This window comes from Nonomuraea sp. NPDC049714 (assembly GCF_044465295.1).
Taxonomy (GTDB): Bacteria; Actinomycetota; Actinomycetes; order Streptosporangiales; family Streptosporangiaceae; genus Nonomuraea.
In genome coordinates this window covers 228,168-247,839 of record NZ_JBITLM010000015.1, presented here as the reverse complement: position 1 = coordinate 247,839, position 19,672 = coordinate 228,168, and the positions used below count along the sequence as shown (strand labels likewise).

The following is a 19,672-nucleotide window of genomic DNA, read 5'->3' as shown; positions in this document are numbered from 1 at the left end:
GGCGGACAAACTGTGAGAAGCCGTCATACCTAGCGCCTGCAGGAGTCTTTGTGACCGATGAGTCGGCCTCTCCCCGACGTCCTTCCGCGGAGATCGACACCACCACGCCACATCAGGCCCGAGTCTGGAACTTCCTGCTCGGCGGAAAGGACTATTACCAGGTCGACAGGGCTACCGCCGAACATCTTGAGCAGCACGTCTATCCCGGAATCAAGGACATCGCCCTCCACGCCCGCGCCTTTTTAGGACGTGCCGTTCGTTATGTGGCCGAAGAGGCGGGAATCCGACAATATCTGGATATCGGGACGGGGCTGCCCACGGCGGACAACACCCACGACGTCGCCCAGCGAGTGGACCCGACCAGCCGCATCGTCTACGTCGACAACGACCCGCTGGTGCTCGTCCACGCCCAAGCCCTGCTGGCCAGCCACCCCGACGGCGCCTGTGACTACATCGAAGCCGACGTACGCGACCCGGACGCCATCCTGACCCACGCGGCCAGAACGCTGGACCTCAGCCGGCCGACCGCGCTCATGCTGCTCGGCGTGATGGGCACGATCACCGACAACGAGCAGGCGTACGCGCTGACGAAGCACCTGATGGCGGCCCTGCCGTCGGGCAGCTACCTGATCCTCGAAGACGGCACGAACACCGTCAAGCCGAAGGAGGCCGCGGAGGCCGCGCAACTGGTGGAGGAGGGGCAGGTCTACGACTATCGGCTCCGCACTCCCGAGGAGATCACGCGCTTCTTCGACGGTCTGCGGCTCATCGATCCGGGCGTCGTGTCGGTCTCCCGGTGGGGGGTGGAGTCCGAGGTGTTCGGCGTTCCCGAGATGGTGGACGCGTACTGCGGTGTCGCCGTCAAGCCGTGATTCCCTGATCCGTTCGCACGACGCGCGGGTCTACGCGGGCCGGCGCAGGCCGTTGACGGCCTCACCGAGGCTGATCTCCAGGTAGCTGATGCGGTCGGTCGCGACGAGCATCGTGGCGCCGCCGGAGATGGCGGTGAGAATCTCGGTGGAGGCGTGGTCGACGTCGATCCCGGCGGCGATCTCGCCACTGTCCCTGAGCGCCCGTACACCGGCGGCTATGTGGGCCTGCCACCGGTCGTACAGGTCGATGATGATCTCGCGCACGGCCGGGTCGGCCAGGCCCAGCAGGCCGGTGAGCGCCGACAGGGGGCATTTCTGGCGTTGGGTGGCGTATTTGTCGATCACGCGCTCGCGCCAGGCCTCCCACTTGGGCCAGGTCGTCAGGTCGCCGAGCATCGGCTGCTGGTCGGCCAGCACCTGGTCGGCCTCATGCCGGGCCACCGCCAGCAGCAGGTCCGCCTTGCCCGCCGGGAAGTAGTGGAACAACTGACTCTTGCTCGTCGCGGTGACCGCCCGGATGTCGTCCAGGCCCACGGTGGCGGGGCCGCGCTCGCGCATCAGAAGGGCCGCGCCCTGGACGATCCGCTGCCGGGTGGCGGCACCTTTCGGCGTCAGCGTACGCATGCGGGACCTTCCGGGGGGAGCGGTCATCGTCCGGGACCAGCATACCGATAGTGGACCCATCAGTCCGGTTTCGGCTCAGTCGTCGAGGAGCCGCCAGGCGATGAGGGCGAGCCTGGCCCGGGTCAGCCCGACGGGATCGGTGAGGTCGATGCCCAGGGTTCTGCCGAGGTGATCGAGGCGGCGGGCGACGCTGCTGTGGTGCAGGTGGAGCAGGTCGGCGGCCCGGCGCAGGGAGCCGGTGGCACAGTAGACGTCCAGCGTGTCCACGTCTTCGGGGTTGCCGGCGATCCGGGCGATCGCGATCACGTCGGCGTTGTCCCGCGCGGCGTCCTGGGGCACCTCCGCGAGCAGTGCCAGCACGCCCAGGTCGGCGTAGTGGACGACCGGCCGGCGTGGGGTGGCGAAGCGGAGGGCGGTACGGGCTTCGCGCCAGGATCGCTCGGGGCTCTCGGCGGCGCCGATACCCGCGTGCACCCCCGCCGGGAAGCGGGCCGGGTCCATGGTGGTGGCCAGGATGACGCCCACGTCGGCCACCGGTGCCGCCTTCACCAGGCGAGCCGGGCAGACCAGGCCGCTGACCTGGTCGAGAGGAAGCCGCGACCGTACGGCGACGACACGGACCGGCATGCCGGCGGCGAACCCGAGCAGCCGCAGCGCCCGCGCCCTGGCCGCGTCGTCGTTCTCGGAGCTGATCACCAGCTCGATCAGGGCGGGATCGGCCATGGTGGTGCGGGCCGGGCCGTACCGCTCGACGACGCCCGCGGCGGCGATGGCGAGCCGGTCCAGCAGCACCTCGTCCAGGGGATTCGGCGGGCCGGGTCGTTCGAGCCAGACCGTGCCGATCTCCTCCTCGTCGAGGGTGATCGGCTCCGTGGTGGAGGCGGGCAGCGGCGGGGCGGACGCCTCCCTGCCGTCGGGCGACATGCGGATCGTCCGCCCCGTGCCGTGGAGCCGGATCCCGGCCACGCACTCGGCCAGGCCCGCCGAGGCCCGCGCGAGCGCCGGGAGATCCACCCGCCGGCGCATCAGCGTGTCGTAGAACATGACGACGCGGATCGCGCCCCCGGCCTCCGAATCGAGGTGCGACAGCCGTACAGCCAGTGCCTCCATGACAGGAGGATAGGGGCTGCCCGGCGAAAGGCCGTGCGCCGATCGGCGCGTGATCGGGGCCGGAATCCCGACAGATGGCGCGGTCTCTCGGGGGTAACGACCCCGAGCATGGTGGGCATGGATCCCGAACTGGAAGCATTCGTCCCGCTGTTCCCCCGGGCCGACCTGGGCGACCCTGTCACCGCGCGTGAGGGCTTCGCCAAGCTGGCCACCGCATTGCCGGCACCGGACACCTCGGCCATGGAGGTCGAGGACCTCACGGTGCCCGCCGATCCGGGCGTGCCGGTGCGCATCTATCGGCCACACCTGGCGCAGGGCGCCATCATCTGGATGCACGGCGGCGGATTCGTCATGGGGAACCTGGACACCGAGCACCCGTGGGCCGCCCGCCTGGCCGACGGCTCCGGCGCGGTGGTGATCTCGGTGGGTTACCGCCTGGCCCCCGAGAATCCGTTCCCGGCCGCCCTGGACGACGTCCACGCCGTGCTCACCTGGACGGCTCAGCACGCGGCCGAGCTCGGCATCGACCCGGGGCGGATCGCGGTCGGCGGTCACAGCGCCGGCGCGGGGCTCGCGGCCGCGGTGGCGCTGCGGACGCGGGACGAGCAGGGGCCACCGATCTGTTTCCAGCTGCTCAACCAGCCCGGTCTCGACGACCGGCTGCAGACGTGGTCGGCGCGGAACTTCACCGACACCCCCTGGATGAACCACGACAAGGCCGCCCAGCTGTGGGGGCACTATCTAGGGTCCACGCCCGCCACACCGTACGCCGCCCCGGCGCGGGCGACCGATCTGTCCGGTCTGCCACCCGCCTATGTCGCCACCGCGGAGTTCTGCCCGAACCGCGACGAGGACATCGACTACGCGCTGCGCATGCTGCAGGCGGGGGTGTCGGTCGAGTTGCACCAGTGGCCCGGCACCTTCCACGGGTCGCAGGCCATCCTGTCCGCCGAGGTGTCGCAGCGGCAGATCGCCGAGCTGGGCGCCGCCCTGCGCCGCGCCCTGGCCGCATGAGATGACAGGGCTGCTGCGCGCCTACGGGTGGGGTTTCGCCACCGTGGTGATCCTGCAGGTGATCGGCGCGGTCGCGGGCCTGGCGCCGCTGCTGGCGGTGGTCGAACTGGGTCGCACGCTGCTGTCGCCCGGCCCGATCGATCATGGCCATGTCTGGCTCGCCGTGACCGTGGGAGCGGTCGGCCTGTTCGTCCGGCTGCTGTTCACGGCCGCGTCGTCCGGGCTCGGGCACATTCTGGACGACCAGGTACAGCTGTCGTTACGCCGGCAGTTGGCGGCGCGGCTGGGACGCGTACCGATCGGCTGGTTCTCCCGGCGCCGGACCGGCGAGCTGACGAGGGTGGTGGGAGAGGACGTGAGCGCCGTGCACCCGTTCATCGCCCACGCTCCCGGCGAGCTCGTCTCCGCGTTCGTGGTGCCGCTGGTGTCGCTGGTCTATTTGTTCGCCGTCGACTGGCGGCTCACGCTGATCACGCTGATCCCGGTGCTGATGGCGGTGGCTCTCGTCCCGCTGCTGATGCTCCCCGCCCGGCTGCGCGAGCAGGAGGAGTTCGACGCGGCCATGGGGCGGATCGCGAGTTCGGTCGTCGAGTTCGTGCAGGGGATCTCGGTCGTCAAGGCGTTCGGCGGAGGCGCGCGTGCCCACCGCAGGTTCCTCACGGCCGCCGACGACTTCGTCAGCGTCTTCCTGCGGTGGGTACGCGGCATGTCCGTGGTCGCCGCGGGCATGCAACTGGCGTTGTCGCCGCCGTTCGTGCTGCTCGTCGTGCTGATCGGCGGTACGGCTCTGATCACGTCCGGCGGCATGGCGCCGGCCGATCTGCTGCCCTTCCTGCTGCTGGGACTGGGCCTGACGGCTCCGGTGGCGGCGCTCGGCCACGGCTTCGACGACATGCAGGCCGCCGGCCGCGCGGTCGGCCGGATCCGTGACGTGCTGGAGGTGCCGTCGCTGCCGGAGCCCGCGCACCCGGTCACACCCCAGGGACACCGGGTGGAATTGCGTGACGTTCGCTTCCACTACGAAACCGGTCACGAGGTGCTGCGTGGGATCGACCTGGTGCTCGAACCGGGGACGGTCACCGCGATCGTGGGGCCGTCGGGAAGCGGGAAGTCCACGCTGGTCCAGCTGTTGCCGCGGTTCTTCGACCCGACCCACGGCTCGGTCGTCCTGGGCGGCGTCGACCTGCGCGAGATCGGCAGCCGGGAGCTCTACCGGCTGGTCTCCTTCGTCTTCCAGGACGTTCGCCTGCTGCGCGCCTCGGTCGCGGACAACATCGCGCTGGCCGTACCGCATGCCGGCCGCGACGACGTGGTGCGCGCCGCCCGGCTGGCCGCCGTTCACGATCGCATCGCCGAACTGCCGCGCGGCTACGAGTCGGTGATCGGTGAGGACGCCCGGCTGTCGGGCGGCGAGGCGCAGCGGATCGCGCTCGCCCGCGCGCTGCTCGCCGCCACGCCGGTGCTGGTGCTCGACGAGGCGACGTCCTTCGCCGACCCGCAGACCGAGCAGGCGGTGCGCCGGGCCCTGGCGACGCTGAAGGGCGAACGGACGATCCTGGTCATCGCCCATCGCCTGGAGACGGTCGCCGACGCCGACCTCGTCGTGATGCTGGAGAACGGGTCGATCGTCGAGCGCGGCAGGCCCGCCGAGCTGCTGGAACAGGACGGGAAGTTCGCCGCGTTCCGGCGAGCCCACCGATCGTCGATCACCCCCTACGAGGGCGTACCGCAAGGAGGCGAGCCCCGATGATCCGCATGCTGCTGCGCGTGCTGGGACACGAGTACGCCCAGGCGATGCGCCGCACCGTGGCCCTGATGACCTTGACGGCGATAGCAGAGGGACTGTCCTACGCGCTGCTGTTCCCGGTGCTGCGGGCACTGTTCGGCAGCGAGCCCGCGGATGCGCGGCCCTGGCTGATCGCGTTCGGGGCCGCGGTCGCGGGCTACGCGGTGCTGCGCTACATCAGCGATCTGTCCGGTATGCGAGTCGGGACCACGATGTTGCGCGGCATGTATCACCGGCTCGGCGAGCATCTGGCCCGGCTGCCCATCGGCTGGTACACCGCCGGCCGGGTCGGCGAGGTGTCCGTCATGGCCGGCCGCGGACTCCTGGCGGCGATGGGCGTGGCGGCGCATCTGCTGGGCCCGTTCATCTCCGCCCTGGTGACTCCGCTGACGATCGTCGCCGTGATGCTCGCCTTCACCTGGCAACTGGGCCTGGCCGCGTTGCTCGCCGCGCCCGTCGTGGCGGCGATCCAGGTCTGGACCGCGCGCTCGATGTCCGCCGCCGACGCCGAGCGTCACGAACGCGACCATGAGGCCACCGGGCGGGTCATCGAATATCTCCAGGCCCAGCCGGTGCTGCGAGCCGGTGGCCGGACCGCCGAACGCTTCACGTTGCTCGACGACTCGCTGCGGGAGGTCCAGCGCGCGTCCCGCCGGACGGTGCTGGCGGCACTGCCGGGCACGGTGGGACTGACGCTCGCGGTGCAGACGATCTTCACCGTGCTGCTGACCCTGGGCGCGTACCTCGCGCTGGGCGGGAGCATCGGCGCGGCGGAGGTGCTGGCGATCCTGGTGCTCGCCGCCCGGTGCGCCGATCCGCTGCTGTCGCTGTCGGACATCGGCGGCAAACTCCGCGGCGCGCGGTCCGAGCTGGACAGGCTCGACAAGGTGTTGCGCACCGAGCCGCTGCCGGAGGCTCCCGAGCCGGTCCAGCCCGCGGGCCATGACCTGGAGTTCGAGTCCGTCACCTTCCGGCATGGCGACCGTACGGTGTTCGACGACGTGTCGTTGTCCGTGCCGGAAGGACAGCGGCTCGCCGTCGTCGGGCCGTCGGGTGCGGGCAAGACCACGTTGCTGCGGCTGCTCGCGCGGTTCTACGACGTGGACGCGGGCGCGGTGCGCGTGGGAGGCGTGGACGTACGTGCCATCGGCACCGAGGCGCTGATGGCCCGGATCGCCATCGTCTTCCAGGATGTCTATCTCTTCGACGGCACGATCGAGGAGAACGTCCGTCTCGGCCGTCCCGACGCCGATGAGGCCGAGGTGCGCGCGGCGGCGACCGCGGCGCGGCTGGACGAGGTGATCGAGCGGCTGCCCGGTGGCTGGGCGGCGAACGTCGGCGAGGGCGGCACCCTGCTGTCGGGCGGTGAGCGCCAGCGGGTCTCGATCGCGCGAGCGCTGCTGAAGAACGCGCCCGTCGTGCTGCTCGACGAGGTGACCTCCGCCCTGGACCCGGTGAACGAGGCCGCCGTGCACGAGGGTGTCGAGCGCCTGCTGGCGGGCCGGACGGTGGTCATGGTGGCGCACCGGATGCGGACCGTCCAGCGCGCCGATCGCGTCGTCTTCCTGGACGGCGGCCGGATCGTGGAGGAGGGCGGCCACGACGAGCTGCTGCGCCACAGCGGTCGTTACGCCGGCTTCTGGCACCTGTCCATGACACCGGTCGCAGGTGAATGAGCCGGTTCGTGCTGCTCGACCGGCCCGAGCTGCCCGCCCCGGGGCGGGCAGCTCGGTCGGCGTGCCGGTCAGCGCAGCCGGCGGATCTTCAGGACGTTGTCCGTACGTGTTCCCGGCGTCCCGTCCGGCGTGTTCTGGATACGCTCGTGCTCCTCGCAGAGCAGCACCTCCCACTCCCCGTCCGCCGGCTCGATGGCCCGCAGGACCTCCTGGGGAGTGTGGAAGTGCACGTCCGGGTGCGGATCCTGCTGCCAGGACGGCCAGCCGGCGTGCCCCGTGACCAGGAGCACCCCGCCGGGGGCGACGGCCGAGGCGGCGGTGCGCAGGATCCGCTCTCTCGGCATGTCGCCGTAGGAGTGCAGGAAACTGGCGGAGACCAGGTCGAAGACCCCTTCGGGGAAGGACATGCCGAGGTCGTGGCGCTGCCAGTCGATGAGCTCGGCGACGCCCGCCTGCTCCGCGTGCCCGGCGGCGCGTTCGAGGGCCACCCCGGAGATGTCGACGGCGGTGACGCGCCAGGATCGGCCGGCGAGCCAGATGGCGTCGGCACCTTCGCCGCATCCCAGGTCGAGGGCGGTGCCCGGCTTCAGGTCCGTGGTCTCGCGGACCAGGATGGCGTTGGGGTTCCCGCTCCAGACCTGCGGCCGCTCACCGTAGTGGGAGTCCCAGAACTCCTGTTGCGCCCGCCGGGCGGCGACGGCGAGACGGGTGTCCTCGGCGACCAGGTCGCCGTTGATCGCCCCCGCGGCGCGCAGGCCCGCGGCGGCGGCGGTGATGACCACGTCGGTCAAGGTCGCGACGTTGCCGGCGACCCAGACACCCGGCACCTCCGTCGCCCCCGCCGGGTCGGCGGGCACGTAGGTGCCGACCGCGTGCCCGAACATCTCCTGCTCGACCGTCTCCAGGCCCAGGCTCTCCAGCACGCCGGCGCGGGCGGTGGCGCGGGCGCCGACGATCACGGCGTCGGACGGGATCACCCGGCCGTCGGCCATGGCCATCCCGGTGAGCCGGTCGTCGGTCACGGCCAGGGCGCTCACCTTGCCCCGCACCACGGTGATGTCGCGGGCGGCGAGCTGCTCCGCCTGCTCGGCGGTCAGGTCCGGCGCCGTGTGCTGGAACAGCGTCACCCGGTCGCTCCACTGCCGCCACAGCAGCGCCTGATGCACCGCGATCGGGCCGGTGCCCAGGATCGAGATCCGCTCGCCGCGCACCTCCCAGCCATGGCAGTAGGGACAGTGCAGCACCTCGCGGCCCCACCGCTCGGCGAGCCCCTGCACCTCGGGCAGCTCGTCCACCAGCCCGGTGGTCACCAGCAGCCGCCGCGCCAGGACCGAGGACCCGTCCGCGAGCGTCACCCGGAAGTCGCCCTCCTCCAGACGCTCGGCCGCCACCACGGCACCGGACAGGATCTCGCCGCCGTATCCGGTCACCTCCTCGCGGCCGATGCCCAGCAGCTCGGACGGAGGGGTGCCCTCACGCCCGAGGTAGTTGTGAACGTGGGACGCGGGGGCGTTGCGCGGCTGACCGGCGTCGATCACCAGCACCGACCGGCGCGCCCGGGCCAGCGCGAGCGCACCGCTCAACCCAGCGGCGCCGCCGCCCACGACCACCACGTCGAATCGCTTGTCCCCGTTGCGCGGGATGTCTGTAGTCGTCATGGGTAGAGGGTCGGCTCAACGCCGACCGTACGGCAAATTCTCTTGCTGGTTCGGCAACAACGGCCGTTACTTCTCGGCCGTGCCGGGGTTCGCGCCGAGGGACTCCTGATAGAGGTCCGCGTAGGTGCGCGAGTCCTTGACCAGGTCGTCGCAGAAGGCGGCGACGTCGGTGCCGATGAGTTCGAGGACTCCCTTGCCGGCCGCGACGCCCTCCTCGAAGAAGTCGACGATCCCGGAGAGAAGGGACCCGTCGGACATCTCGATCGGTCCGATCTTGAAAAGGTAGCGCTGGATCTCCTTATAGACGATCTGGTAGTCCGGCGGGAGCGCCTTGACCCGCGCCACGTGCGCCCGCCACTGCTTCTTGCCCTCGATGATGTCGTGGATGCCCACATCAGCCTCCTAGCCGGCCCAGTTTCCTTGCGACGTTCCTGTTCAACTGCTCACGCCACCGGTCGCGATAGGTCCGGGCTCCTTCTCCGCCGGCCAGCGCCGCGCAGAAACCCTGGATGTCGTCACCCAGCACCTCATGAACGCTCTGCCCATCGGCCGCTGTCTCTTCGAGCAGCCCCAGAGCACCGTCGAGAATCGGCATCAGGTTGCGGCCTGTGAAGCTCCCGTAAGGAAAAAGATGACACTTGATCTGTTCCCACGCCGCCCGGTAGTCGGCCGGCAAGGCCTCGGCCCGTACTTCGAACGCCTTCCATTCCCTGGTGAGGTCGCTGCCCGTCATGGTCTCCCAGATGTTCATCTCCCGCCCTCCTTGAGCTTGTCGATCCGCGATGTGACGTACTCCCACTTCGCCCAGAACTTCACGAGTTCTTCGCGCCCCGCGTCATTGAGCGCGTAGAACTTGCGCGGCGGGCCCAGCCCGGACGGTCGTTTGGTCACCTGGACGAGCCCGTTCTTCTCCAGTCGCAGCAGGATGGTGTAAACCGTCCCCTCGACGACGTCGGCGAAGCCGAGTTCGTTCAGCCGACGCGTGATGGCGTACCCGTAGGTCTCCTCACTGCCGATGATTTCGAGCACGCAGCCCTCTAGCGTGCCCTTCAGCATCTCCGTCAGGTCGTCCATCGTGGGTCCTCTTCGATCTGGTGACATGCGGTAGTACCGAGTACTACAGAGTAGAGGGCCAGCATAGACGCTTCAGCTACCTAGTGTTGCTTACTACTGGTATAAAGTAACACTGACTACTGGTATGTGGCAACACTGAATAGCTGAAGCGCAAGTGGAGAACCGCAAACGTGGGGTCGGGCATCGGCCGGCAACGCCTACCTCCTTCGGCCGAAGAAGTCGAGGAAGTGCCGGACCACCTCGGACGGCTGCTCCTCGACCAGGTAGTGCCCGGTGCCCGCGATCTCGGCCACGCGTACGTCGGTGCCCTGCTTGGGCAGCGTGGCCCGCATCAGGGGGAAGTAGCCGGGGTGGGCGAGGCCCAGCAGGGGGGTGCCGACGGGCCGGTAGGTCTTCAGGTCGGCGATGTCCTGGCCGAACGCCTGGTACCAGCTGTTCCCGCCGCGGATGGCGGCCGGATAGGAGTAGTTCCGCCCGAAGACGGCGCGTGACCTGTCGTCGATCGCGCCGCGATCGACCAGCAGATAGTCGAACACCCAATCGACGACTTCCCGGCCTTGGCCGGCGATGAGCTCTTCGGGGAGCTGCCGGACCTGGTTGAACGCGAACCACCACGGGCTGGCCGACGACTGCCCGGGCCGTGGCAGCATCCGGAACTCGTAGTAGCTGTCGTCGGGGTGCAGCACATCGAGCAACGCGACCTTTCTCGCCGCGGCGGGGTGGTTGGCCGCGAAACTGTAGGCCACCATCGACCCGATGTCGTGTCCGGCCAGGTGGACCGAGCGGTAGCCGAGCGCCCGGATCAGTTCGTGGATGTCCTTGGCCATGTTCTTCTTGTCGTAGCCGCCGGCCGGTTTGGCGGTGCCGCCCATGCCGCGCAGGTCGACCGCGATCACGCGGAAGTGCTCGGCCAGGGCCGGCATGACCTTGCGCCACATCCACCAGGTCTGCGGCCAGCCGTGCAGCAGGACCAGCGGCTCGCCCGTGCCGCCCGCGACGTAGTGCTGGCGGATGCCGTTGGCCACCACCGAGCCGCTGGTGAAGCCGCGCAAGGACGGCTGCGGAATCGCGTCGTGCGCCGCCTTCCGGTCGGTGGTGCTCGCCGCCCACGCCGTGCCGAGACCGGTGGCCGCCATCGCGGCGGCCCCGCCGCCGACGGCCAAGAACCTGCGTCTGTCCAGGGCCATGCCCATTCTTCTCCTCAAGTCAGGGTTCGCATGATCGCCGGCGTTGCTCCGGCCAGGAGCAAGAATGTGGGCGGCCGTACGAAACGTGCAAAGGAAGTTGCGGATCCGCAAGATGGGCGCATGGTCGAGCCTCGGAGTGACGCGGTTGCTCCCGCCGGCCCAGGCGTACGGCGTGACCCTCGACGAGCTGGTCGACGCGCCACACACCGGTGACCCGCGCATCCACATGCGACCCGTTCAGCGCTACGGTCTGACGTTCATGCCGCTGACCCGGAACGCTGGCGGCATCCAGGCGTACAAGGTGATCCACCCACCCGCCGCCGGCCTCACACCGAACCCGCGCGGGCACGAGGGCTACGAGTGGTTCTACGTCATGACCGGCCACGTCCTGCTCGTCCTCGGCGACCGTGAGCTGCGGCTCGGTCCCGGCGAGGCGGCCGAGTTCGACACCCGGCTGCCGCACTGGATCGGCAACACCGCCGACCGGGCCGCGGAACTGCTGATGCTCATCGGCGCTCAGGGGGACGCGCCAACCTCTCGGCTTCCCCTGAAACTGCTAAAATAGGAGCCACTGGTTTCGACCCATAGCGGCAGGGGATGGTCACGTGGCAAGCCGGATCAGGCTGGAGGACCGGGAGTGTCCCCTGTCCACGACGGTGCAGCACGTCGGTGAGTGGTGGACGCTGCTGATCCTGCACGACGCCTTCGACGGCTACACCCGCTTCGACCAGTTCCAGGAGAATCTGGGCATCTCCTCCAGCATGCTCACCGCCCGCCTGAAGACCCTCGTGGCCGACGGACTGCTGGAGCGCAGGCCGTACCAGAGCAATCCGGTCCGCCACGAGTACGTGCTGACCGACCTCGGCCGCTCTCTGCGGCCGGTCATCCTGGCGCTGGCCGCATGGGGCAATGCCCGGCTCGCGCCCGAGAAGCGCAGCATGATCCTCGTCGACGCGAACAGCGGCGAAGAGGTGGAGCCCGTGATCGTCGACGCCAGGACCGGACGCCGACTCGACGACAGCGACACGTACGTCTTCGCGGCGGGCCCGGGCGCGAGCTCGGCCATGCGTGACCGCTACCCGGGCCGCTGAGCGGCCCGCGCCACACCGTCCGCCAGAGCTGACCGGCGGCGCCACACTCTCCGCCAGAGCTGACCGCCGTTGGCGGCATCGCCGCCGACGGCCATCTCGCCACGCTCGGCCGGTGTCCCGAGCTGGGCCGTGCATTGACTTTCCAATTTGGAATGTGATTGACTTTCCACTATGGAAAGCAATAGTGCCGAGAGTCTGTCTCTCGTTGCTGAAGCCCGCGCGGCCCTCGCCGACCGGCTGATCACCCCGTGGTGGTATCACCCGGGTTTCGGACTGCTGATCGCCGGTTTCGTGCTCGCGGTCGGGCTCGGCGACACCGTGGTCAAGGTCGGCGGCGGCGTGCTGCTGATCGCCGGTTGCGACGCGCTCATCAGCGCCTATCGCCACGTGACCGGCGTCTGGGTGGCCGGCCCCGAAGCGGGCCCCGCCGGCCGGTGGGTCGCCGCGCTGGGCGGGTTGACGGTCCTGTCGGCCGTCGCGGCCTTCGGCATCGGGGCGTTGACCGGCCTGCGATGGCCGGTGTGGTGCCTGGCCGTGGCAGGGTTCGCCGCCACCATCGCGCTGAGCCGGCGCTTCGACATCGCACTGCGTGCCCATCTGAGGGCAGGCGCATGACCGCGCGGTTCGACGAGGTGGTGCACGCGCCGAACCGGTTGCGGATCTGCGCGCTTCTCGCCGCCTCGTCCACCGCCGAGTTCGCGGTGTTGCGGGACATTCTGGGCGTTGCCGACTCGGTGCTGAGCAAACATCTGAAGGTGCTGCAGGACGCCGGTTACGTCGCCATCTCCAAGCCGACCGGCCGGGGCCGGGTGAAGACCTGGGTGAGCCTCACCGCCGAGGGCCGTCGTGCCTATGCCGGGCACGTCCAGGCGCTCAAGGAACTTCTCGCCGCACCGGGCGCACCGGTCGGTTCGCCGGAGACACTGAACGAGTGGGGACGAATCCAGTGACGATGCAGGCCTTACCGTCGACGAGGGAGAACAACCGACCCATGAACCGGATCACGACCGTGGCGCAGCTCGAAGCGATCGTCGGCCGGCCACCGGCGCTCGTGATGATGAAGGAGCTCGCGTACCTGGACGAGGCCTGCCGGCACATGCTCGCCATCGCGCCGCTCGCGGGCTTCGGCCACCGTGACGACGACGGGTGGCTCAGGACGACGGTGGTCGGTGGAAGGCCCGGCTTCGCCGAGGTCGAATCGCCGACGCGGATCAGCTTCGCCTCCGAGGTGGACGCGTCGGGCCCGGTCTCCTTCGTCTTCCTGCTGCCCGGCGTAGGCGAGACGCTACGGCTGAACGGCATGGTCGCCCGGCGAGCCGAGCGGTCAGAGCGATCCCGTGGCCGGATCGTCGTCGACATCAGCCAGGCCTACATCCACTGCGCACGGGCGATTCTCCGGTCCCGGCTGTGGGATCCGGTCGTTCCGGCGGCGTCCGTTCGCGCGGTGGCCGGCGGGCCGCTGGCCGGCGCGGGCGTCGCCGGCTTCCTGGGGGCCACCCCGTTCATGGTCGTGTCCTCCTGGGACGGTGACCAAGGCAGCGACACGAGCCCGCGCGGTGACACGCCCGGCTTCGTCCGGGTGATCGACGGGCACACGCTGGCCATCCCGGACCGGCTCGGCAACAAGCGCGCGGACACCTCGCACAACCTGCTGGCCGACGACCGGTTCTCCGCCGCGATGCTCGTTCCCGGCCGTACGGACGTGCTGCACGTGAGCGGCACCGCCGTCGTCACGGACGACGCGGATCTGCTGGCGGACCTGGCGCTGGGCGGCGCCGTCCCGCGGACCGCGCTCATCGTCACCGTCGAGCGGGCCGAGGTGCGGCACAACCAGGCCGTGGCGGCCGCGAACGTCTGGGACCGCGCCAACCGCGCCGACGCGGGCACGCTGTCCGAGCTGACGGCGTCGTCGACACGGCAGCTCGGCACGATGAAGCCGGCGCTGCGCTGGCCGGCCAGGCTGCTGGCCGCGTTCCCCCGGCTGAGCCGGCGGCTCATGGACGCCTCCTACCGCCGCGCGCTGGAGAAGGAAGGGTACGGCGTGGCGTCCGACTCCCGGCCCGGGCGGCCGGTACGGGTCATCGACGTGGTCCGGGAGACGCCTGACGCGGTCACGCTGGTGTTGTCCGGGGCCGACACCGGGTTCGCACCCGGCCAGTTCTACACCCTCATCATGGAGATCGACGGGCGCACCGTCCGGCGCGCCTACTCGGCCACCTCCGTCCCGGGCACGGACCGGCTCGCGCTGACCGTCAAACGGGACGGGCTCTGCTCCACCCATCTCCACGACCACGCCCGCGCCGGCACCGAGATGCGCGTCCTCGGGCCGTCCGGCACCTTCCGCGTGACGGATCCCTCGGCGGCCGGCGCGGAATACGTCCTGATCGGCGCCGGCAGCGGCATCACGCCGCTCATGAGCATCATCCGTACGGTGCTCGCCGCCTCGCCCGACGCCACGATCACCCTGCTGTACGGCAACCGCACCGAGGCCGACATCATCTTCGCCGGCGAACTCGCGGCACTCCAGGACGCCCATCCCGGCCGTCTCACCGTGCACCACGTGCTGTCTCGCCCAGGCCCGAGCTGGACCGGCCGCACCGGCCGGATCGGCCCCGGCCACCTGCCCCGCTCAGATCGCGCCCACTACTACCTCTGCGGACCGGCGGCCATGCTGACCAGCGTCCGCGAGTGTCTCACCGGCCTCGGCGTCGCCTCGGACCGCCTGCACGAGGAGCGTTTCACCAGCGCGCCCACGGCGGCTCCCGATCTGGTCGCGCGGACGATGACGGTCGAGGACGTCGGTGACGTGGTGGTCGCCGCCGGCCGGACCATGCTCGACGCGGGCCTCGCCGCAGGCGTGCCGATGCCCTATTCGTGCACCGTCGGCAGCTGTGGCGAATGCCGGATCCAGCTCCTCCGTGGCGAGGTGCGGGGCACCGTGGAGGACGGCGGCGTCCTCGCCTGCGTCTCCTATCCGCTGACCGACACCGCCGTCGCGATCAACCCGGCCGAAAGTACTGTCACCGACGGTGAGACACCACTTATGGTCGATGTCCGCACCGGGCCGGATCCCCAAGATGAGGTTCATGCCATGCAATGATCGCGTTCCGGTAGCTCCCGGCGCCCCCTTCGCCCGCGCAGAGGCGACGGCGGGGGAGGCCCCGCGATGACCGCCCCCGGCCGGTCGCGTATCGACGCGCTCGACGTCCTGCGCGGGTTCGCGCTCTGCGAGATCCTGCTCGCCAACATCCAGCTCATAGCCGGCGGCACCTCCGCCGTCGCGGTTCAGCCCATGGGGGACTGGGATCCCTGGCTCGGGCTGCCGATCTTCTCCCTGCTGTTCGGCATCGGGTTCGCGCTGCTGCTGGGCTCCGCCACGAGCCGCGCTCCCCGTCCACGGCTGGTCCTGCTGCGCCGGCTTGTGGCGTTGCTCGCGATCGGCCTGGTGCACGCGCTGCTGTGGCGCGGCGAGATCCTCTCCTCCTACGCCGTCGTCGGCCTGCTGGTGCTGCTGCCCTCGACCTGGCTGCCGCGGTGGGCCATGGCGGGCCTCGCCGCCGTGCTCATCCCGGCGGCGCTGGCTTTCGGCATGGGCGGACCCCTGCTGATCGCCGGGCTGTTCCTGCTGGGCGCGGCCCTGGTCCGATACGGGGTGATCGATCGGATCGAGCGGTCCACCCGAGTACCGCTCCTGCTGGGCCTGCTCTTCGCGGCGGCGGCGGCCTCCGCCCGGTGGGTACAGTCCGGGGCGCAGCCGTCCTTCGCCGCCGGCCTCGCCGATCTGCTGCTCGTCGGGGTGTACGTGTGCGCCCTGCTGGTCCTGCTCAGAACGCCGCTGCGACCGGCGCTGCGAGCAGTCTTCGCGCCACTGGGCAAGATGGCGCTGACCAACTATCTGACCGCCACCCTCCTCGTCCTGGCGGCCGTTCACCTCCTGGGCGTGCCGATCGGCCGGTCCCTGACGGTGGCGTACCTGACCGCGGGAGCCATCCTCGCGGCCCAGTGGCTGTTCGCCATCCTCTGGCTGCGCCGCTACCGCCAGGGCCCCGTCGAATGGCTCTGGCGCTGGGCCACCTGGCTGCACCGCTCACCGTTGCGCATCCTCACGAACTGAAGGGCAGAAATGCGACACAAGGTGTCGGGATTCGGGGCGAGCATGTGTCATCGATCGGTCGACCGGCCCACGGACAGACAAGGACCACCATGCGCGAAACACCAGAAGAGCTCAAAGAGCTGCAGGCGCTCCTGGACGCCTCCCTTGCTCGCTCCACCTCGCACCTCCGCTCGATCATCAGCGGTGAGCACACCCTGACCGCGGAGCGGCTCACCCAGGTTCTCACCGGCATGTGCACCCTCGCCCTGTCCACCGTGACGGCGGCGGGAGAGCCGCGGATCAGCGGTGCGGACGGGCACTTCCTGCACGGCAAGTGGCACTTCGGCACCGCGCGCAGCGCCGCCAAGGCCCGCCATCTCGCCGCCCGGCCCGCCGCCAGCGCCGCGCACCTGCGTGGCGAGGACCTGGGCGTGTTCACGCACGGGAAGGTAGAGATCCTCAATCCCCGCGACGGCGAACCGGCCGCGGACTGGCCGTACCTGCTCGCGTACTTCAAGGACTTCTACGGCGAAGACGCCTTCGACTGGGACGACGACGTGGTCTATTACCGGCTGCATCCGCACTGGATGACCGTCTACGCCGCCGATCTCGCGAAGCTCACCGCGAGCTGACCATGGGTCGAGTACGGTCAACCGCCGCATCCTTGGAGTCGACTCCAAGTTTGGAGTGGGGTTAAGCTTTCGCCTCATGAGCGGGTTGCGGGAGCGGAAGAAGGTGCGGACTCGGCAGCACATCGCCGAGTGCGCCATGCGGCTGTTCGTGGCGCGCGGGTTCGACCACGTCACGATCGCCGAGGTCGCGGCGGCGGCGGAGGTGTCGGTCAACACCGTCTACAACTACTTCCAGGTCAAGGAGGACCTTGTCCTGCCGCCGGACCAGGCCTCGCCACAGCGGCTGGCCGTCATGGTGCGCGACCGCCCACCTGGTACGGCCGCCGCGCGGGCCGTCCTCGACCGGCTCCGCGAGGAGGTCCGCGGCCGGGATCGCAAGCTCGGCCTGACCGAGGGGTTCGGCCGGGTCTTCGAGATGATGCGGGCCGCGCCCACGCTGGCGGCCAGGCTCGAGGATCTCGGCGGGCAGATGACCGAGGCGCTCGCCCTGGCGCTGGCCGAGGAGACCGGGGCCGCGCCCGGCGACCCGCTGCCCAGGGTGGTGGCCTGGCAGCTCGGCTCCCTGCACGCGCTGGTCTTCACGGAGATCGGCAGGCGCACCACGGCGGGGGAGAGCCCGGACGTGATCGCCGAGGCTGTGCTGGAGCTGCTGGACGTCATCGAGGACACGCTCGGCGAGCGCGTCCTCTCCTATGCCGTACGAAAGGATCGACCATGTTCAGAGTGACGATTTCCGGCGCGTTCGAGGGGCTGAGCGAGGCCGGCCGGGACGCGGTGCTGGCGGCGAGCCGGACCGCCTTCACCGAGGAGGGGACGTTCACGCACGACGACGCCCTGTCGGCGTTCACCTTCCGCTGCCAGGTGCCGGCGAGCCCCGACGACGGCGAGGCCGAGGCCACCCGGAGCGCGCTGGCCGCCCTGGACGCCCACGGCCTGCCCTACCGGCTGCTCCGGGTCGCGGTGACGGACATGCGGGCCATCAAGATCCGGCGCAAGGGGCGCGGCTGAGCTTCAGGAAGTCGGCACTGGGCGCTGCGGATATCAGTCCGCCAGGCGGGCGGCCCTGCCGTGGAGGTAGCGCTGCCGGGGAAGGCTGGTCGTCCGCCCGGCGGCCGCTTCGTAGGCCTCCCGTGCCGCCGTCCGGTCCCCGGCCATCTCGAGCACGTGCGCGCGGACCGCGTACAGCCGGTGGTCGCCGGCCACCCGCTCGTCGGCGGTGAGCTCGTCCAGCAGGTCGAGCCCGGCCTTCGCGCCACGTGCCATGGCCACCGCCACGACGTGGTTCAGCCTCACCACGGGGTTGTCCGCGATCCGCATCAGCACCTCGTACAGCGCCACGATCTGCGGCCAGTCGGTCTCCCGCGCACTCGGCGCCTCGTCGTGGACCGCGGCGATGGCCGCCTGGAGCTGGTAGGGGCCGATCTCTCGCCGGGGGAGCGCGGCCGAGACCAGCGCCACGCCCTCGGCGATCTGGGCGGCGTCCCACAGGCCGCGGTCCTGCTCGGCCATCGGGATCAGCTCGCCGCCGGGCCCGGTGCGCGCCAGGCGGCGGGCGTCGGTCAGCAGCATGAGCGCGAGCAGCCCCGCCACCTCCCCGTCGCCGGGCATCAGCCGGTGGACCGTGCGGGCCAGCCGGATCGCCTCCACCGACAGCTCCACCCGCTGCAGCAGTGGGCCGGAGGTGCTGGCGTACCCCTCGTTGAAGATCAGATAGAGCACGTGCAGCACCGCGCCGAGCCGCTGTGCGCGTTCGGCGGCCGGCGGCATGGCGAACGGCAGGCCGCTGTCCTTGATCCGCTGCTTGGCCCGGCTGATGCGCCGGGTCATGGTCGCCTCGGGAACCAGGAACGCGCGGGCGATATCCGCGGTGGACAGCCCGCCGACCGCGCGCAGGGTGAGCGCGATCTGCGAGGCCGGGGACAGCGACGGGTGGCAGCACATGAACAGCAGCACGAGCGTGTCGTCGGCCGGCACCGGCGAGCGGTCGGCGGCGGGCGCCGACCGCTCGCCGGGCAGCCGCCACCCGGCGACGGTGTCCTCGCGCCGACGGCGCGCCTGCTCGGCGCGGAGCAGATCCGTCAGCCTGCGCGAGGCGACGGTGATCAGCCAGCTGCGCGGACTGTCCGGCACGCCTTCTCGTGGCCACTGTACGGAGGCCGCCAGGAGCGCTTCCTGCACCGCGTCCTCGGCGGTGTCGAAGTGCCCGTAGCGTCGCACCAGCGCGCCGAGGACCTGCGGCGCCGACTCGCGCAGCAGGCCCTCGACACCGTCGGCGGTCACGGCGGTGGGTCAGCCTTCCAGGTCGGCGAACGAGTCGACGATCGGGCGGATGTCCACGTACCACTCGTTCTGCAGGACCGTGCCCTCCGGGTGCGGGGTGTCGGCCAGGCGCGCGGCGATCTCGGTGGCCCGGTCGAAGCTCGCGCACTCGACGATCGTGTACCCGGCCAGGACCTCCTGCGTCTCGGCGTACGGGCCGTCGGTCACGACGGGGACGCCGTCCTTCAGCCGCACCCGCCTGGCGTGCACCGGTGCGGTGAGCCCTTGGGCGTCGACGAACTCCCCGGACTGGACCAGGTCGCCGTTCCACTCCGTCATGAACGCGTGCAGCGCCTCAAGGTCCTCGCCCGTCCAGGCGGGGCCCTCGCCGGGCTTGCCGGACAGCATGTCGAAGTCCTGCTGCGACCCGTACATCATGATCATGTACTTCATGGTTCTTCCCTTCTCCGTCGGCGGCTCCTTCGGTGCCGCTCGCCGGAGACGTCGGAGCCGGCCGCCCGGCCCGGACATCCGTGCCCGGAAGAAAGCCTGCGATTCGGCCCTCATGGTCTCAGGGAGAGCTTGCCCTCCTGACG

At 70.6% G+C, this 19,672-nt stretch carries 22 protein-coding genes; 13 read left to right on the top strand and 9 right to left on the bottom strand.

Translation table 11 applies throughout. The annotated features are described in order from the left end of the window. The first annotated feature begins 50 nt into the window (after nucleotides 1-50). The gene (locus tag ACIBQX_RS42835; RefSeq protein WP_397015108.1) at nucleotides 51-872 is read left to right on the top strand and encodes an SAM-dependent methyltransferase; all 822 of its coding nucleotides are present in this window, start codon (nucleotides 51-53) and stop codon (nucleotides 870-872) included. Nucleotides 873-902: 30 nt separating this feature from the next. Here the strand turns inward: ACIBQX_RS42835 and ACIBQX_RS42830 are convergent, their stop codons facing one another. Both ACIBQX_RS42830 and ACIBQX_RS42825 read right to left on the bottom strand, forming a co-directional pair. Next, nucleotides 903-1,496 carry a TetR/AcrR family transcriptional regulator gene (locus ACIBQX_RS42830; protein WP_397015106.1) on the bottom strand — a complete coding sequence of 198 codons (594 nt, stop codon included), beginning with the start codon at nucleotides 1,494-1,496 and terminating at the stop codon, nucleotides 903-905. A 75-nt stretch (nucleotides 1,497-1,571) separates the two neighbouring features. Further along, complete coding sequence (locus ACIBQX_RS42825) at nucleotides 1,572-2,606, bottom strand: PucR family transcriptional regulator (RefSeq protein WP_397015104.1); 1,035 nt, start codon at nucleotides 2,604-2,606, stop codon at nucleotides 1,572-1,574. A 117-nt stretch (nucleotides 2,607-2,723) separates the two neighbouring features. Between ACIBQX_RS42825 and ACIBQX_RS42820 the strand changes: the two genes are divergently transcribed. Genes ACIBQX_RS42820 through ACIBQX_RS42810 form a run of 3 tightly spaced genes read left to right on the top strand, consistent with a single transcriptional unit; the run spans nucleotide 2,724 to nucleotide 7,082 of the window. Then, nucleotides 2,724-3,620, top strand: a complete 897-nt coding sequence (locus ACIBQX_RS42820) for an alpha/beta hydrolase (protein ID WP_397015102.1) — start codon at nucleotides 2,724-2,726, stop codon at nucleotides 3,618-3,620. Nucleotide 3,621: 1 nt separating this feature from the next. After that, complete coding sequence (locus ACIBQX_RS42815) at nucleotides 3,622-5,370, top strand: ABC transporter ATP-binding protein (RefSeq protein WP_397015100.1); 1,749 nt, start codon at nucleotides 3,622-3,624, stop codon at nucleotides 5,368-5,370. Next, nucleotides 5,367-7,082, top strand: coding sequence for an ABC transporter ATP-binding protein (locus tag ACIBQX_RS42810; RefSeq protein WP_397015097.1), 1,716 nt, complete (start codon nucleotides 5,367-5,369; stop codon nucleotides 7,080-7,082). Before ACIBQX_RS42815 ends, ACIBQX_RS42810 begins: the two co-directional genes overlap by 4 nt. A gap of 68 nt (nucleotides 7,083-7,150) precedes the next feature. Here the strand turns inward: ACIBQX_RS42810 and ACIBQX_RS42805 are convergent, their stop codons facing one another. The 5 genes from ACIBQX_RS42805 to ACIBQX_RS42785 form a co-directional block, all read right to left on the bottom strand. Then, a complete protein-coding gene (locus ACIBQX_RS42805) occupies nucleotides 7,151-8,740 on the bottom strand; it encodes an FAD-dependent oxidoreductase (RefSeq protein WP_397015095.1) in 1,590 nt (529 codons plus the stop codon). 66 nt (nucleotides 8,741-8,806) lie between these two features. Further along, nucleotides 8,807-9,133, bottom strand: coding sequence for a DUF1048 domain-containing protein (locus ACIBQX_RS42800; protein WP_397015093.1), 327 nt, complete (start codon nucleotides 9,131-9,133; stop codon nucleotides 8,807-8,809). Between the two features lies 1 nt (nucleotide 9,134). Next, nucleotides 9,135-9,491 carry a DUF1048 domain-containing protein gene (locus ACIBQX_RS42795; protein WP_397015091.1) on the bottom strand — a complete coding sequence of 119 codons (357 nt, stop codon included), beginning with the start codon at nucleotides 9,489-9,491 and terminating at the stop codon, nucleotides 9,135-9,137. Next, on the bottom strand, nucleotides 9,488-9,814 hold the full coding sequence (locus ACIBQX_RS42790) for a PadR family transcriptional regulator (protein WP_397015089.1): 327 nt from the start codon (nucleotides 9,812-9,814) through the stop codon (nucleotides 9,488-9,490). The genes ACIBQX_RS42795 and ACIBQX_RS42790 overlap by 4 nt, the downstream gene beginning before the upstream one ends. 197 nt (nucleotides 9,815-10,011) lie before the next feature. After that, nucleotides 10,012-11,001 carry an alpha/beta fold hydrolase gene (locus ACIBQX_RS42785; protein ID WP_397015087.1) on the bottom strand — a complete coding sequence of 330 codons (990 nt, stop codon included), beginning with the start codon at nucleotides 10,999-11,001 and terminating at the stop codon, nucleotides 10,012-10,014. 136 nt (nucleotides 11,002-11,137) lie between these two features. Here ACIBQX_RS42785 and ACIBQX_RS42780 point away from each other — a divergent pair, with 136 nt between their 5' ends. The 9 genes from ACIBQX_RS42780 (at nucleotide 11,138) to ACIBQX_RS42740 (ending at nucleotide 17,825) form a co-directional block, all read left to right on the top strand. Beyond that, nucleotides 11,138-11,566, top strand: coding sequence for a cupin domain-containing protein (locus ACIBQX_RS42780; protein ID WP_397015085.1), 429 nt, complete (start codon nucleotides 11,138-11,140; stop codon nucleotides 11,564-11,566). A 40-nt stretch (nucleotides 11,567-11,606) separates the two neighbouring features. After that, on the top strand, nucleotides 11,607-12,092 hold the full coding sequence (locus ACIBQX_RS42775) for a winged helix-turn-helix transcriptional regulator (RefSeq protein ID WP_397015083.1): 486 nt from the start codon (nucleotides 11,607-11,609) through the stop codon (nucleotides 12,090-12,092). A gap of 171 nt (nucleotides 12,093-12,263) precedes the next feature. Further along, a complete protein-coding gene (locus tag ACIBQX_RS42770) occupies nucleotides 12,264-12,707 on the top strand; it encodes a hypothetical protein (RefSeq protein WP_397015081.1) in 444 nt (147 codons plus the stop codon). Then, nucleotides 12,704-13,042, top strand: coding sequence for a transcriptional regulator (locus ACIBQX_RS42765; RefSeq protein ID WP_397015079.1), 339 nt, complete (start codon nucleotides 12,704-12,706; stop codon nucleotides 13,040-13,042). The genes ACIBQX_RS42770 and ACIBQX_RS42765 overlap by 4 nt, the downstream gene beginning before the upstream one ends. 41 nt (nucleotides 13,043-13,083) lie before the next feature. Next, nucleotides 13,084-15,192, top strand: coding sequence for a 2Fe-2S iron-sulfur cluster-binding protein (locus ACIBQX_RS42760; RefSeq protein ID WP_397015077.1), 2,109 nt, complete (start codon nucleotides 13,084-13,086; stop codon nucleotides 15,190-15,192). Nucleotides 15,193-15,258: 66 nt separating this feature from the next. Then, nucleotides 15,259-16,206, top strand: a complete 948-nt coding sequence (locus ACIBQX_RS42755) for a DUF418 domain-containing protein (RefSeq protein ID WP_397015075.1) — start codon at nucleotides 15,259-15,261, stop codon at nucleotides 16,204-16,206. Nucleotides 16,207-16,295: 89 nt separating this feature from the next. Beyond that, on the top strand, nucleotides 16,296-16,817 hold the full coding sequence (locus ACIBQX_RS42750) for a pyridoxamine 5'-phosphate oxidase family protein (RefSeq protein ID WP_397015073.1): 522 nt from the start codon (nucleotides 16,296-16,298) through the stop codon (nucleotides 16,815-16,817). Nucleotides 16,818-16,893: 76 nt separating this feature from the next. Further along, entirely contained in the window at nucleotides 16,894-17,544 is a 651-nt protein-coding gene (locus tag ACIBQX_RS42745; protein WP_397015071.1) for a TetR/AcrR family transcriptional regulator, read from the top strand. Next, on the top strand, nucleotides 17,532-17,825 hold the full coding sequence (locus ACIBQX_RS42740; protein ID WP_397015068.1) for a DUF6204 family protein: 294 nt from the start codon (nucleotides 17,532-17,534) through the stop codon (nucleotides 17,823-17,825). Before ACIBQX_RS42745 ends, ACIBQX_RS42740 begins: the two co-directional genes overlap by 13 nt. Nucleotides 17,826-17,858: 33 nt before the next feature. Here the strand turns inward: ACIBQX_RS42740 and ACIBQX_RS42735 are convergent, their stop codons facing one another. After that, complete coding sequence (locus ACIBQX_RS42735) at nucleotides 17,859-19,097, bottom strand: RNA polymerase sigma factor (protein WP_397015066.1); 1,239 nt, start codon at nucleotides 19,095-19,097, stop codon at nucleotides 17,859-17,861. 9 nt (nucleotides 19,098-19,106) lie between these two features. After that, the gene (locus ACIBQX_RS42730; protein WP_397015064.1) at nucleotides 19,107-19,529 is read right to left on the bottom strand and encodes a YciI family protein; all 423 of its coding nucleotides are present in this window, start codon (nucleotides 19,527-19,529) and stop codon (nucleotides 19,107-19,109) included. Between the last annotated feature and the right edge of the window lie 143 nt (nucleotides 19,530-19,672).

What these genes read in the sequence shown, in the direction of transcription:
- ACIBQX_RS42830 (WP_397015106.1), bottom strand. Translation starts at nt 1,496, where the DNA reads ATGCGTACGCTGACGCCGAAAGGTGCCGCCACCCGGCAGCGGATCGTC.
- ACIBQX_RS42825 (WP_397015104.1), bottom strand. Translation starts at nt 2,606, where the DNA reads ATGGAGGCACTGGCTGTACGGCTGTCGCACCTCGATTCGGAGGCCGGG.
- ACIBQX_RS42820 (WP_397015102.1), top strand. Translation starts at nt 2,724, where the DNA reads ATGGATCCCGAACTGGAAGCATTCGTCCCGCTGTTCCCCCGGGCCGAC.
- ACIBQX_RS42815 (WP_397015100.1), top strand. Translation starts at nt 3,622, where the DNA reads ATGACAGGGCTGCTGCGCGCCTACGGGTGGGGTTTCGCCACCGTGGTG.
- ACIBQX_RS42810 (WP_397015097.1), top strand. Translation starts at nt 5,367, where the DNA reads ATGATCCGCATGCTGCTGCGCGTGCTGGGACACGAGTACGCCCAGGCG.
- ACIBQX_RS42805 (WP_397015095.1), bottom strand. Translation starts at nt 8,740, where the DNA reads ATGACGACTACAGACATCCCGCGCAACGGGGACAAGCGATTCGACGTG.
- ACIBQX_RS42795 (WP_397015091.1), bottom strand. Translation starts at nt 9,491, where the DNA reads ATGAACATCTGGGAGACCATGACGGGCAGCGACCTCACCAGGGAATGG.
- ACIBQX_RS42790 (WP_397015089.1), bottom strand. Translation starts at nt 9,814, where the DNA reads ATGGACGACCTGACGGAGATGCTGAAGGGCACGCTAGAGGGCTGCGTG.
- ACIBQX_RS42785 (WP_397015087.1), bottom strand. Translation starts at nt 11,001, where the DNA reads ATGGCCCTGGACAGACGCAGGTTCTTGGCCGTCGGCGGCGGGGCCGCC.
- ACIBQX_RS42770 (WP_397015081.1), top strand. Translation starts at nt 12,264, where the DNA reads ATGGAAAGCAATAGTGCCGAGAGTCTGTCTCTCGTTGCTGAAGCCCGC.
- ACIBQX_RS42765 (WP_397015079.1), top strand. Translation starts at nt 12,704, where the DNA reads ATGACCGCGCGGTTCGACGAGGTGGTGCACGCGCCGAACCGGTTGCGG.
- ACIBQX_RS42760 (WP_397015077.1), top strand. Translation starts at nt 13,084, where the DNA reads ATGAACCGGATCACGACCGTGGCGCAGCTCGAAGCGATCGTCGGCCGG.
- ACIBQX_RS42755 (WP_397015075.1), top strand. Translation starts at nt 15,259, where the DNA reads ATGACCGCCCCCGGCCGGTCGCGTATCGACGCGCTCGACGTCCTGCGC.
- ACIBQX_RS42750 (WP_397015073.1), top strand. Translation starts at nt 16,296, where the DNA reads ATGCGCGAAACACCAGAAGAGCTCAAAGAGCTGCAGGCGCTCCTGGAC.
- ACIBQX_RS42745 (WP_397015071.1), top strand. Translation starts at nt 16,894, where the DNA reads ATGAGCGGGTTGCGGGAGCGGAAGAAGGTGCGGACTCGGCAGCACATC.
- ACIBQX_RS42740 (WP_397015068.1), top strand. Translation starts at nt 17,532, where the DNA reads ATGTTCAGAGTGACGATTTCCGGCGCGTTCGAGGGGCTGAGCGAGGCC.
- ACIBQX_RS42730 (WP_397015064.1), bottom strand. Translation starts at nt 19,529, where the DNA reads ATGAAGTACATGATCATGATGTACGGGTCGCAGCAGGACTTCGACATG.